Below are 12,456 nucleotides of genomic sequence, written 5' to 3'. Positions count from 1 at the left end.
CAGCACGCGACCGAGCCCGCCCATGAAAAAGCTCACGCTGATCCGCCACGCCAAGTCCAGCTGGGCCGATCCCACCCTGGACGACTTCGACCGCCCCCTCAACAAGCGCGGCGAACGTGACCTGCCGGCCATGGCGCAGCGGGTGCGCGAGCTCGGCCTGGTGCCGGACCGGCTGCTGACCAGCGGTGCGGTCCGGGCACTCACCACGGCCCGGGCAGTCGCCGCTGCGCTGGAACTGGACCCGGACCAGGTAGTGGTGCAGCCGGGACTCTACGCCTGCAGTTACCAGGCAATGTTGCAGCACCTGCAGCAGCAGGACGACCGCTGGCACCACCTGATGGTGGTGGGCCACAACCCTGGGCTGGAAAACCTGGGCTGCTATCTCACCGGCGACCGGCTGGCCAGGTTCCCCACTGCCGCGGTGCTGCATATGCAACTGGGAATTACACGCTGGTGCGAACTGGCAGAATCCTGTGGCAGCGTCGAGCTTTTCGACTACCCGAAGCTGCATAAACAGGACTAATGGTTTTGGCCTGGGGTGGATTAAAGCCTGTGCAGGTTCCGCGCTCCCCCTGTGACCAGCCGCGCATTCTCAGAAATTGCAGTGAGAAACGGACCTCATATTCGGCCAAAAGCCCGGCAGATGAATAGACCGCCAGCCACGCGAGACACTAAGATAGCCGCCAAATCCATTTACCGCAGTATTCCCATGAAACTAAAAATCGCCCTGATTCTTTGCGCAGCAGCCTTTCTGAATGGATGCACAGTTGTTGGCCCCGGTGTCGAACTGAAGCCCGCCAAGGTAAAACTCCCTGGCGTCATTGTCGGCGGAAGCCAGCGGCACTGTCCGCCGGGACAGGCCAAGAAAGGCAATTGCTGATTCTCTGGGGCAGGCGCAGAAGCAGTGCCTGCCCTTGCTCGTCCTCCCCCTCCCCCTCCCCCTGAATTGGTCCGCCCGCAGCTAATGCAGCACGACCAAGCTGAATTCCACGTTCTTCCCCCAGGCGGTCATGCCCTGACCGACGACATCCTCTCCACCCAGAATCGCCGACAGGCCGGCGCGAATCAAAGCTCCCTGGGAATTTTTTAAATCGTCAGCAGCCTGTGTAGCTTCCGATGCCCGTGGTTTGCCAGAGGCCATTAACCTTTTTTAGCATGGTCGTTGAAGTTCCCTCGTAGTGTTCTCTGGAGAGAAAGAGTTCCTGAATGCCGTCGCCATCTATGTCGATATGACCGATATAGGCAGCAGTTCGGGAGACTGCATCGCCACCGCCACCCCAGAAATCTGTGAAATCTACTTCCCAGTTACCCTTTGGGTTACTTAGTAGGTAGAGCGCTGAATAGCCAACCTCTCTTTGTGTGTTCGCCAGGTTGTAGTTGACGACCACTAAGTAATCCTGGCTGTTGTCTGCATCGAGGTCTGCGTGGCCAATGCTCACAATTTCCTGAGATTCCTTGAGCGCCTGAAGCTCCTGTAGAGTCAAATGATCGAGCGCCATCGAGGATAGCTGAGCTTCAAACTTGTTTTTTAGGAGCCCTGAAATATCTCGGATAAGGGTGTCGTCCTGCTCTTGCTGGTACGGAGGGCGCTTGGAATCGGGGATGAAGTTCGCGGCAATACGGGAAGTTGAATCCTTTTCAGGGTTGCCGGAGATGGTCTGCGTGGATGCGGAAGTATCCAGAAGGCAGTTTCCATATTCCGCAAGCCGGCTTGAAGGCGCATCGCGCGAAACCTTCAATTCAGCGGATATTCCTCTATCGCTAAACAGGTGGTACTCGTTACCTTTACGGTGGAAAAACTCCAAGTTATTGCGATAGTTCTCCTCAGATAAGTCAGGATCAAAAAACGCTCCGTCCTTATAGTATGTGAGGGTCTCAACGCCGCTTCCTTTGTAGGCAAAAACCGCCTTCCAGCTTTCGGGATTATTGGCCTCGCCTGAAATTCGAAGAATCTCCTGCCGAATTTTGTTAGCCCTCTTTAATTCTCCCGTGCGGTCCAGCTCATCACCAAGAAGGGCAAGAATATCAGTATTGGTAGGCGCCATGGCTGCCGCTCTCTCTGCCCACTGCAATCGTTCCCCCGGAGCGCTTTGCTCCAGCTTTTTCAGTGCCAGTTCAACGGTGGGCTTTTCGGTGCTGACCAGTGATTCATGAATATAGCCACCGTAACCAGTTTCCGGGTCTGATACTTCAAGCCAGGGAAAGAATGGGCGAATAACTTCAAACCGCGTTGCAATGCCAACCTGCCTCAGGACTTGTGCCGACGGGGTAGGGGATTCCCTCAGATTAGCCCTTGAAGCCAGAACATATACATGCTCTCCAGACACCGCTTCTTGGGCTTTTGGGGCCCTAAAATATTTGCACCCTTCGCGTACGTTAATAAACGTCTCCGAAGCCCTCCAGTCATCATTGTCTTCGCTATAAACTACATCATATTCTTTTGCACTATTGTATGTCCCGGAGGTTATCTGATTGGATATAGCTATTCTTTTGGGCGATAAAATGGTAAGCGTCCAAATGTCGTCGCCTTCTTTCAGCTCCAGTCGGCTTTCAGATACAAACTTTGCCTCGCTAAAATATTCTTTTGGATAGCTCTCGCAGTAGTACTTCAATCGCTGTCCGTAGGAACTAAATATCGAACGCATATTGAATCGCTCATAAAGCTCCCTCGTAGATAGATCCTTAGATGAAGCAAGTCCAGAAATAGAAAAAATAGCAAACAACAATAGAATGGATCTCATTATTTCTCCTAACGCCCAGCGCAGGCGCAGCCAGCGTGGAGCACATTTTGTGTTAATTTTTGAGCGCCAGCGAGTAACACAAAAGGTGCGTAGCGTTGGCTGTCGCTCTGCCGCTGCTTGTTAGCCTGGTTCTGCAGTATACTCCTCTGCGTACTGCGGGCCGCGAACCCCACGGAGACCGGTTGTAATTTCTGCTTTACATGCAGGGCAAGTAAGGTAAATCCAGCCATCTTTATTTTTCGGATTAAGAATTACTTTTTGTCTTTGATGAAAGCAATTTGAACAAACCAGATGAGGAGGCTCGCCTTCAGACTCTGATTTCTTCAAAGCATATGCTTGAGCTGGCCCTCTCCAAGGCGACACCAAATAGTAGCGGCTCTTCTCATTTTCCCAGAAATCAATAGCTTCCAGCTTGCCTTCAAGCTCACGAATTCGTGATTTAAGCTCTTGATTCTCTTCCTGTAGTTCAAGGGCACCTTCTCGTAGACTCATAATTTGCTCTTGAGCTTCGAGTGTCGAGCCTTTTTTAAGTAACTCAACGATATCTTTATATCTTGGAAGCATCCGAATTTCTCTTAAAGGCTAACAGTTTATTCAAAGGACGCGTCTATATATCTCTTTATTCGGCAACAGCGTCTAATTTATTGAACAGAATAGAAGCTTCTTAAAATCAATAGCTTATATAAAGATCGAAATTATTCGACCAGAAATATCAAAACACGTCTATGTATCTTCTGTTATACAGGTGCCATCACTTGATCCTGGCTACGGGGTACTGTGAGACCGGCGCATTATCAGCGCCGGGCGCCTCCACTGTTATCGGTTCAACAATCCCTTAACCGCTTGTGGCAGATCCGCCGGTAAAATCACATTCTTCGCATTGTCCGACTGGGACAGCTCCGACAGTGCACTGATATAGCGCTCCCCCAGCAGGTACATCACTGGCATTTCCTGTTCGCCGATGGCGGAGGAGACGCGTTCGATGGCCTCGCGGCTGGCGTCGGCCAGGACTACCTGGGCCTTGGCGTCGCGCTTGGAGGCTTCCAGGCGGCCGTCGGCTTCCAGGATGGCGGCCTGCTTCTCGCCCTCGGCGCGGGTCACGGTGGCGCGGCGCTGGCGTTCGGCGGCAGCCTGCTCTTCCATGGCGGTCTGCATGGTCTGGGACGGGTTGATGTCCTGGATCTCGACGGTCTTCAGGTTGATGCCCCAGTCGGCGATATCGTCAGAGATACCTTCCTTCAGCTTGGCCTTGATCATGTCGCGGGAGGACAGTGCCGAGTCCAGCGACATTTCGCCGATGATCGAGCGCAGTGCGGTCTGTACCAGGTTCTGGATGGCGATCTCATAGTCCTCCACCCCGTACACCGCCTTCTCCGGCGAGACGATATTGATGTAGGCCACGGCGTTGGCAATGATGGTGGCGTTGTCCTGGGTGATCACTTCCTGCGAGGGAATATCCAGCACTATGTCCTTGGTGGTCACTTTGTAGGGCACCTGGTCGACATAGGGAATCACCACGTTCATGCCCGGGGTGAGGGTGCGGTGGTATTTACCCAGCCGCTGCACGATATGCTTGGAGCCCTGGGGCACGATGCGCACGCCCTTGGCGATGGTGATGACCACAAGCGCCACCAGCGCCAGTACTACATATAAACCTTCCACTTCTGTTTCCCCTCCCCGGGGTCTGTTAAAAAATCAGTTTTTAATTGGTGTTGTTTTCGGTATCGGCGGCGCGGGCTTAGTGGGGCACCACCATCAGCGCGTTGCCGGAAATATCGGTGACGCGCACGCGATCGCCGATGGCCACCTCTGCCGCGCAGATAAAGGTCCACTCGTCCTCACCCAGGATGGGCGCGGGGAACTTGAGCCGGCCGCGGCTCCGGCCGGCGTTGGATTCCAGCACCAGGCCCACCTGCCCCACCAGGGCCTCGTAGGCCATGCCGGCGGTGGTGCGGTCTTTCCAGCGGGGCTTGATGCTCTTCACCCAGATCACCACGAAGGCGACGGAGGCGAAGGCCCACAGGATCAGTTGCAGGGTAAAGGGAATGTCCACGGCCAGGGTCAGCACGCCCATCAGCAGGGCGGCCAGGCCGAACCAGAACAGGACGAAGCCGGAAACGAAGATCTCGGCGGTGACCAGCAGCAGGCCCAGGACGAGCCAGTGCCAGTAGGCGATATGCGCGTTCAGCCATTCCAGCATGATAATGTTCTTCTCTTTGGCGTGATTTGTGCCTCAGATTATGCCAAAAACCGCTTGCTTTGGGACGTTGTTTCGCTTCGGGGCAGGAAAGACAGGTTTGGCTCTGGTGAGGGATGCGGGCAGCGCTCGGGGGATGCCGGTTACGAATCCCGAGTTACGAATCCAGGGAGGGCTTCTTCTCACTGAACAGCTCGCCGGCCAGCCGGTCGATCTCCTCGCGCAGATCCTTCATACGGGCGTTCGCCAGGTCCAGCAGCGGGATCAGCTTGCCGGAGAACTCGCCGCTGCGGGGTGCCAGCAGGCTGCACAGCAGGTGCAGGTCGCGCCAGTCGCCCAGCGCGCGGGACAGGTCCCTGAGCGGCTTGCGCCGCTTCCCCAGCGATTTGTATTTTTTCTTCAGCAGGCGCGTGTGGTACCAGTGGTCTTTCACGCGCTTCCGGAAATCGTGGAAGGTCTCGGCGGATTCATGCTCGAAGGCCTTGTCCATGGCCTTGCGGGCGCGCTTGTAGTAGTCGCGGTAGCCGCGCCGGGCATGTTTCCAGCCCAGCTCATCCAGGGGCCACTCGTCGATGCGCTCCTCGCCCTGCTCGAGCATCGCCCCGGCCTCGGCCATCGCCTCCGGATCGGCATGCTGGTCGGCGCGTTGGTCGAGGAATTCGCGCACTTCGTCGAATTCATTTGCGGGTACGACCTTGAGGAATATGTCGCGCATGGACACGGCGTCGCGGCTGCCGGAAAGGGCGTCCGCCAGGGTGCGGTAGTGGGCGTTCTCGTAGCGGTAGAGGTTCTCGGTGTCCTTGCGCACCAGGCGCAGCAGGGCCCGCAGCTTCTTGCAGTGCTTGCGCACCTCGTGCACGGCCTCCTCCGCGGACAGCTCCTCCAGGGCTGCCTGCGCCGCCGTTACCTCGGCATGGGCCACCCGGCGCAGTGCCTCCGGCAACGGCTTCTTTTTGTCCAGCTTGTAGCCCATCGGGGTGTCTCGCGGCCGGAATTTACCCCTTTAAGTTTAGCGAGCGGCGGTGCCGGAGCGGTCGCACCAATGTACAATGCCGGCATAGTTTGGCAGAGCAGGCACAAGATGAAGGATCGCAAGACCACCCACTTCGGCTACCAGGAAGTCCCGGTGGAGGAGAAGGCCGGCCGCGTGGCGGACGTGTTCCACTCGGTGGCGGCGCGCTACGACGTGATGAACGACCTGATGTCCGGCGGTATCCACCGGCTGTGGAAGCGTTTCACCATCGAGATGTCCGCCGCCCGCCCGGGCCAGACGATCCTGGATATTGCCGGCGGCACCGGCGACCTGACCGCGCGCTTCTCGCGCATCGTGGGCCCCGAGGGCACCGTGGTGCTGGCGGACATCAACGAGTCCATGCTGAAGGTGGGCCGCGACCGGCTGCTGGACCGGGGCATCGCCGGCAACGTGGAGCCGGTGCAGGCGGACGCCCAGTACCTGCCGTTCCCCGATAACACCTTCGACTGCATCACCATCGCCTTCGGCCTGCGCAACGTCACCGACAAGGACCTGGCCCTGCGCTCCATGCTGCGGGTGCTGAAGCCCGGCGGCCGCCTGCTGGTGCTGGAGTTCTCCAAGCCCGAGTCAAAGCTACTGGAGAAGGTCTACGACCAGTACTCCTTCCGCCTGCTGCCGTTCATGGGCAAGCTGGTGGCCAACGACGCCGACAGCTACCGTTACCTGGCCGAGAGCATCCGCATGCACCCGGACCAGGAGACCCTCAAGCAGATGATGGCCGACGCCGGCTTTGTCGACTGCGAGTACCACAATATGACCGGTGGCGTCGTCGCCCTGCACAAGGGCATCAAGCCCTGATCCCGCGCTAGCGCCCGGCGGCCCCGCCGTCGGGACCAGGAAAACCATCACAGGGAATCAACGGGAGAGTCGCAGCCTTGGATCCCACATTTCGCGCCGGCTTTGACGCCGCGCTGGAAACCGCCATCAACGCCGCCCTGGAGTACGACCCGGGCACCCGCGCGCGCCTGGCAAAGCTCGACGGCCGCACGCTGGCGCTGGACATCACCGCCCCGTCGCTGACGCTGGTGCTGTGTATAGAGGGCGACCGGGTCGGCGTGCGCCGCCACTGGGACGGTGAAATCACCACCCGCCTGCACGGCTCCGCCATCTCGCTGCTGCGGCTGCTGCGCGACGCCGATGCCACCCCGGCTGGTCTTGGCGTGAGCATCACCGGTTCCAGCGGCTTCCTGGCAGAGCTGCAATCCATCATGCGCGACCTGGATATCGACTGGGAGGCGCCGCTGGCGCAGCTGCTGGGCGACGTACCGGCCCACTCCATCGGCGGCGCCCTGCGCTCCGCCGGGCGGTGGCTGCGCGACAGCCTGGACACGGCGCCCCGGGCCGCCGCCGAGGCGGTGAGCGAGGAGTGGCGGCTGACCCCACCGCGCGCCCAGTTCGAGGCCTTCGCCGAGGACGTGGCCGACCTGGCCCTGGCCACCGACCGGCTGGAAGCCCGGATGGCACTGCTGCAGCAGAGACTCGCGCGGGGGGACGACTGACCGTGCCGGTAATGCGCACTTTCACCATCCTGCGGGTCTCCATGCGCTATCGCCTGGATACCCTGGTGCCTGCCGAGCGCCGCCCCGTCTGGCTGCGGGTGCTGTGGGCACCGCTGGCGCTGCTGCCTGCGCCGAAGGCTTCCCGCGGCGAGCGGCTGCGGCGCGCGCTGGAGGAGCTGGGGCCGATCTTCGTCAAGTTCGGCCAGCTGCTCTCCACCCGGCCCGACCTGCTGCCCCCGGACATGGTCGAGGAGCTCGACCACCTGCAGGACAATGTGCCGCCCTTCCCGGTGGACCGCTGCATCGCATTGATCGAGGAGGCCCTGGGGGCGAAGGTCGACGACCTGTTCGCCGGGTTCGAGCGGCAGCCGCTGGCGTCGGCCTCGGTGGCGCAGGTGCACGGCGCGCGCCTGTTTGCCCGCGACGGCAAGCCCGGCGCCTCGGTAGTGGTAAAAGTGCTGCGGCCCGGCATCGAGGAGGTGATCGAGCAGGACCTGCGCCTGCTGCGGGTGGTCGCCGGCTGGATCGAGAAGATGGGCCCCGAGGGGCGTCGGCTGCGGCCGGTGGAGGTGGTCGATGACTATCGCCACACCATCGAGGGGGAGCTGGACCTGGTGCGCGAGGGTGCCAACGCCACCCAGCTGAAGCGCAACTTCGCCCACTCGCCGCTGCTGTACGTGCCGGACGTCTACTGGGACTACACCCGCGAGAATGTACTGGTGCTGGAGCGTATCGACGGCATTCCGGTTACCGACCTGCAACAACTGCATGCGCAGAATACCAACATGCCGCTGCTGGCCGAGCGCGGCGTGGAGATCTTCTTCAAGCAGGTGTTCGAGCACAACTTCTTCCACGCCGACATGCACCCGGGCAATATCTTCGTGTCGCGGAAGAAGCCGGACAAGCCGCAGTACATCGCCATCGATACGGCCATCGTCGGCAGCCTGAGCCGCGAGGACCAGTACTACCTGGCGCGCAACCTGCTGGCCATGTTCCGCCGCGACTACCGCATGGTGGCGGAGCTGCACGTGCAGAGCGGCTGGGTGCGCCGCGACACGCCCATCAGCACCTTCGAGGCGGCGATCCGGGCGGTGTGCGAGCCGATCTTCGAGAAGCCGCTGGGGGAGATCTCCTTCGCGCGGGTGCTGATCAGCCTGTTCCAGACCGCGCGGCGCTTCGACATGACGGTGCAGCCGCAGCTGGTACTACTGCAGAAGACCCTGCTCAACATCGAGGGCCTGGGGCGGCAGCTTTATCCACAGCTGGATCTGTGGAAGACTGCCCATCCATTCCTGGAAGGCTGGATGCGCGACCGGGTACACCCGCGCACCATCTGGCGCGAGGTGCAGCGCTACGGTCCCGAGTGGCTGGAGAAATTCCCGCAGATGCCGCAGCTGGTCTATTCCGCGCTGGAGCAGTCCCGCGAGGTGACCCCGCGGCTGGAGGCGATCGGCGACGAGCTGGCGCGCACCAACCGGGTGGGCCGGCGCCGCTACCTGAGGCGCGTGGCCGGAGTGCTGCTCGGCGCCGGCGCGGTGGCCCTGGCCGCGCCCCAGCTGGCCACCCAGATGCCACCGGCCGCCTGGGGCCTGGCGCTGGCGGCGGCGGCACTGCTGCTGTGGCCCTGAGCCACAACCGACAGCGGCGGCGAACCTACACTGGAAGAGTGAAAGAAGGGACAACGGATTGAGCGAGAACAGCGACAGCACCCATAGCACCCATAGCAGCGACAGCGAAATCCTGGCGCAGGTCAGCTGGAACAGCGACGGGCTGGTGCCCGCCATCGCCCAGGACGCCACCAGCGGGCGGGTGCTGATGATGGCGTGGATGAACCGGGAGTCCCTGCAGCTTACCCTGGAGGGCGGCCGTGCGGTCTACTGGTCGCGCTCGCGGGGCAAGCTGTGGCGCAAGGGCGAGTCCTCCGGGCACGAGCAGCTGGTGCGGGAGATCCGCCTCGACTGCGACGGCGACACGGTGCTGCTGCTGGTGGAGCAGAAGGGCGGTATCGCCTGCCACACCGGCCGCACCAGCTGTTTCTATCGCGTACTGGACGACAGCCAGTGGCGCGAGCGCGACCCGGTGATCCGGGACCCGGAAGCCATTTACAAGTGAATACCTATGAGTGACCTGCTGCGAGAACTGGATGCGGTGCTCGAGAGCCGCAAGCGCGACGCCGATGCCGGCGACTCCTACGTTGCCAGCCTGCACGCGAAGGGCCTGAACAAGATCCTGGAGAAGGTTGGCGAGGAGGCCACCGAGGTGATCCTGGCCGCGAAGGATGCCGAGCGCGACGGCGAGCGCCAGGCGCTGGTCGCCGAGACCGCCGACCTGTGGTTCCATTCGCTGGTGATGCTGTCCCACCTGGGCGCGGACTCGCAGGATGTGCTGCGCGAACTCGGCCGGCGCTTTGGCCTGTCGGGCCTCGAGGAGAAGGCCGCCCGCGGCACCTCCCAGCGCGGTACCTCCCAGTAGGTATAGAGAGAGGTCGCGAAAGTGGCTATAAGGCGGGGGCGCCTTCTGGCAACCGTAAGAATAGAATAACCATAGGGACGGCCGCCGCCGTCCACCACAGAAACCCGCACCGGAACAGCTGGCCCGGTAGCACAGTGATTATCAGGAGAAAATTATGGGTTTTGGCGGAATTAGTATCTGGCAGTTGCTGATTATTCTGGTAATCGTGCTGCTGCTGTTCGGCACCAAGCGGCTCAAGAACCTCGGTGGGGACCTGGGCGGTGCCATCAAGGGCTTCAAGAAAGCGATCAAGGACGAGGACAAGAAGGACGAGGACTTCGACGAGGAGTCGAAGGAGCCCGGTCGCCTCGGCCAGAACGAGAAGGAGCCGGCATCCGGCGAGTCCGTGAAGGACAAGGACAAGCAGTCCCGGGACAAGTAATCCGCGGACAACTAATCCGAGGACAAGTAAGGGGAGCACCGGCGCGTGTTTGATATCGGCTTTTTTGAACTCCTGCTGGTTGGCGTAGTGGGCCTGCTGGTAGTTGGGCCCGAGCGCCTGCCCGATGCCATCCGCACCACGGCACGCTGGTGGTCAGGGTTGAAGCGCACCCTGCAGAATGCGAAGGATGAGCTGGAGCGCGAGGTGGGCGCCGACGATATCCGCCGCGAGCTGCACAACGAGCGCATCATGCGCGAGCTGGAGGAGAGCCGGCGCGAGGTGGAGGAATCACTGCGCGAGCCGTCCCCGGCGGCTACCAGGCCGGAGCCCCAGCCGGTGGCGGAAACTGTCGAGTACAACCCCTCCCATCCCAGCGATGATGCCGAGGACTACCTGCCGGAGCAGGACGAGGACGCCGAAGACCTGCAGGACCCGGAGTATCCCGAGCACTGGCATGACTACGGCGACCCGGACCTGGTGGAGGACCACCCGGACAACCTGGCCCGGGCAGAGCGGGAAGAGGCTGCGGACAGCGCCGGGAACAAGGACAAAGACAGCCACTCATGAGTGACGAGCAATCGAACCAGCCATTCATCGACCACCTGATCGAGCTGCGCAATCGCCTGCTGAAAATCTTCGTGGTGGTAGTGGCGATCTTCGCCTGCATGGTGCCTTTCGCCGCAGAGATCTACGACTTTGTGGCCGATCCCCTGCAGGCGCGCCTGACCGAGGGCGCCGGCATGATCGCCACCGAGGTGACCTCCACTTTCCTCACCCCGTTCAAGACCACCTTCGTGCTGGCCTTCTTCATCGCGGTGCCCTTCGTGCTCTACCAGGCGTGGGCCTTTATTGCCCCGGGCCTGTACCGCAACGAGAAGCGGCTGGCGATACCCATCCTGGTCAGCAGTATCATCCTGTTCTATGCCGGGATGGCCTTCGCCTACTACGTGGTGTTCCCCATCCTGTTCGATTTCTTCATTGGTACCGCGCACGCCGACATCAAGGTGATGCCGGACATGCGCGCCTACCTGGACCTGGTACTGAAACTGTTCTTCGCCTTCGGCTTTGCGTTCGAGATCCCCATCGCCACCCTGCTGCTGATTGCGAGCGGCGCGGTGGACGCCGCCACACTGGCGCGCAAGCGTCCCTACGTGATCGTGGGCTGCTTCCTGGTGGGCATGCTGCTGACACCGCCGGATGTGATCTCCCAGTCGCTGCTGGCAGTCCCCATGTGGCTGCTGTTCGAGGTGGGGGTATTCTTCGGCCGCTGGGTCAAGGGCCGCGAATGGGAAGAAAATGCCTGAGGCGCCTGGCGCCGGCATCCCTCTCCCCGCCCGCGCGGGCCCCGCGGCCTGCCTCATCCCTCTTCTCCTGTTTCTGTCAGCCCTGCTGCCCCGCCCGGCAGTGGCCGGTCCCGAGTGCGTAATCCTGCTGCACGGGCTCACCAAGGATGCCGCCAGCATGGTACCCCTGCAGCAGCGCCTGGCAGCGGCGGGTTTCCATACCGTGAATATCGACTACCCCTCCCGCAAGGGGCCGATACAGGAGCTGGCGGTCGAGGCTGTGGAGGCCGGGCTGGCGCGCTGCGCGCAGGCCGGCGCGGCGCCGGTGAATTTTGTCACCCACTCCATGGGCGGCCTGCTGGTGCGCTACTACTACCGCAACAGGTCCGTGGCAGGGCTGGGGCGGGTGGTGATGCTGGCGCCCCCGAACCAGGGCAGCCGCGTGGGTGACTGGCTGGACCACATCCCCTGGATCAAGGATGTGAATGGCCCTGCCGGCCGCCAGATGGGCACGGGCGAGGGCAGCCTGCCCCTGCAGATGGGGCCGGTACGGTTCGAGCTGGGGGTAATTACCGGTGACCGCAGCCGCAACCCCTTCGCCTCGGCCATACTCGAGGGCCCGGACGACGGCCGGATCCGGGTGGAGAGCGCGAAAGTCGAGGGCATGTGCGCCTTCTATGTGGTGCCGCTGACCCACGGCAGGATCATGCTGGACGCCGATGTGATCGAGCAGTCGCTGCGGTTCCTGTGGCGGGGATATTTTGTCGGGGAGACGGCCAGGGAGTACGCCTGCGGGCACTGACCGGGGTG

At 61.5% G+C, this 12,456-nt stretch carries 16 protein-coding genes; 11 read left to right on the top strand and 5 right to left on the bottom strand.

All coding sequences use genetic code 11. The features are described from left to right. Positions 1 to 22 precede the first annotated feature (22 nt). Together BLT26_RS10785 and BLT26_RS16495 are read left to right on the top strand one after the other, a co-directional pair. On the top strand, positions 23 to 523 hold the full coding sequence (locus BLT26_RS10785; RefSeq protein ID WP_091513589.1) for a SixA phosphatase family protein: 501 nt from the start codon (positions 23 to 25) through the stop codon (positions 521 to 523). A 186-nt stretch (positions 524 to 709) separates the two neighbouring features. Beyond that, positions 710 to 880: a hypothetical protein gene (locus BLT26_RS16495; protein WP_175453092.1), complete on the top strand. Its 171-nt coding sequence runs from the start codon at positions 710 to 712 to the stop codon at positions 878 to 880. Between the two features lie 214 nt (positions 881 to 1,094). On the opposite strand, the gene BLT26_RS10780 is transcribed toward BLT26_RS16495, so the two are convergent. The 5 genes from BLT26_RS10780 to BLT26_RS10765 form a co-directional block, all read right to left on the bottom strand. Further along, the gene (locus BLT26_RS10780; protein ID WP_139169508.1) at positions 1,095 to 2,741 is read right to left on the bottom strand and encodes a hypothetical protein; all 1,647 of its coding nucleotides are present in this window, start codon (positions 2,739 to 2,741) and stop codon (positions 1,095 to 1,097) included. A gap of 120 nt (positions 2,742 to 2,861) precedes the next feature. Continuing rightward, positions 2,862 to 3,305, bottom strand: coding sequence for a hypothetical protein (locus tag BLT26_RS16320; protein ID WP_139169506.1), 444 nt, complete (start codon positions 3,303 to 3,305; stop codon positions 2,862 to 2,864). Positions 3,306 to 3,557: 252 nt separating this feature from the next. Continuing rightward, positions 3,558 to 4,403 (bottom strand): SPFH domain-containing protein, encoded by an 846-nt coding sequence (locus tag BLT26_RS10775; protein WP_091513582.1) that lies wholly within the window; start codon positions 4,401 to 4,403, stop codon positions 3,558 to 3,560. Positions 4,404 to 4,479: 76 nt separating this feature from the next. Then, complete coding sequence (locus tag BLT26_RS10770) at positions 4,480 to 4,941, bottom strand: NfeD family protein (protein WP_091513579.1); 462 nt, start codon at positions 4,939 to 4,941, stop codon at positions 4,480 to 4,482. 154 nt (positions 4,942 to 5,095) lie between these two features. Next, positions 5,096 to 5,911 carry a CHAD domain-containing protein gene (locus tag BLT26_RS10765; RefSeq protein WP_091513576.1) on the bottom strand — a complete coding sequence of 272 codons (816 nt, stop codon included), beginning with the start codon at positions 5,909 to 5,911 and terminating at the stop codon, positions 5,096 to 5,098. A gap of 108 nt (positions 5,912 to 6,019) precedes the next feature. On the opposite strand from BLT26_RS10765, the gene ubiE reads away from it, so the two are divergent. The 9 genes from ubiE (at position 6,020) to BLT26_RS10720 (ending at position 12,448) form a co-directional block, all read left to right on the top strand. Next, positions 6,020 to 6,769, top strand: a complete 750-nt coding sequence (gene ubiE, locus BLT26_RS10760; RefSeq protein ID WP_091514329.1) for a bifunctional demethylmenaquinone methyltransferase/2-methoxy-6-polyprenyl-1,4-benzoquinol methylase UbiE — start codon at positions 6,020 to 6,022, stop codon at positions 6,767 to 6,769. 77 nt (positions 6,770 to 6,846) lie between these two features. Beyond that, positions 6,847 to 7,470 carry a ubiquinone biosynthesis accessory factor UbiJ gene (locus BLT26_RS10755; RefSeq protein ID WP_091513574.1) on the top strand — a complete coding sequence of 208 codons (624 nt, stop codon included), beginning with the start codon at positions 6,847 to 6,849 and terminating at the stop codon, positions 7,468 to 7,470. A gap of 11 nt (positions 7,471 to 7,481) precedes the next feature. Then, entirely contained in the window at positions 7,482 to 9,098 is a 1,617-nt protein-coding gene (ubiB, locus tag BLT26_RS10750; RefSeq protein ID WP_091514326.1) for a ubiquinone biosynthesis regulatory protein kinase UbiB, read from the top strand. Between the two features lie 58 nt (positions 9,099 to 9,156). Continuing rightward, positions 9,157 to 9,582 (top strand): phosphoribosyl-AMP cyclohydrolase, encoded by a 426-nt coding sequence (gene hisI, locus BLT26_RS10745; protein WP_091513572.1) that lies wholly within the window; start codon positions 9,157 to 9,159, stop codon positions 9,580 to 9,582. 6 nt (positions 9,583 to 9,588) lie between these two features. Continuing rightward, positions 9,589 to 9,942, top strand: coding sequence for a phosphoribosyl-ATP diphosphatase (locus BLT26_RS10740; RefSeq protein ID WP_091513566.1), 354 nt, complete (start codon positions 9,589 to 9,591; stop codon positions 9,940 to 9,942). A gap of 154 nt (positions 9,943 to 10,096) precedes the next feature. Continuing rightward, positions 10,097 to 10,363 (top strand): twin-arginine translocase TatA/TatE family subunit, encoded by a 267-nt coding sequence (gene tatA / locus BLT26_RS10735; protein WP_091513563.1) that lies wholly within the window; start codon positions 10,097 to 10,099, stop codon positions 10,361 to 10,363. Positions 10,364 to 10,408: 45 nt separating this feature from the next. Further along, positions 10,409 to 10,930, top strand: coding sequence for a Sec-independent protein translocase protein TatB (tatB, locus tag BLT26_RS10730; RefSeq protein ID WP_091513558.1), 522 nt, complete (start codon positions 10,409 to 10,411; stop codon positions 10,928 to 10,930). Further along, complete coding sequence (tatC, locus tag BLT26_RS10725) at positions 10,927 to 11,667, top strand: twin-arginine translocase subunit TatC (RefSeq protein WP_091513551.1); 741 nt, start codon at positions 10,927 to 10,929, stop codon at positions 11,665 to 11,667. Before tatB ends, tatC begins: the two co-directional genes overlap by 4 nt. After that, positions 11,660 to 12,448, top strand: a complete 789-nt coding sequence (locus BLT26_RS10720) for an esterase/lipase family protein (RefSeq protein ID WP_217631425.1) — start codon at positions 11,660 to 11,662, stop codon at positions 12,446 to 12,448. The genes tatC and BLT26_RS10720 overlap by 8 nt, the downstream gene beginning before the upstream one ends. Positions 12,449 to 12,456: the final 8 nt, after the last annotated feature.

This window comes from Microbulbifer yueqingensis (assembly GCF_900100355.1).
Taxonomy (GTDB): domain Bacteria; phylum Pseudomonadota; class Gammaproteobacteria; order Pseudomonadales; family Cellvibrionaceae; genus Microbulbifer; species Microbulbifer yueqingensis.
The sequence above is the reverse complement of the archived record's forward strand: the minus strand, read 5'-3'. Positions and strand labels throughout refer to the sequence as shown.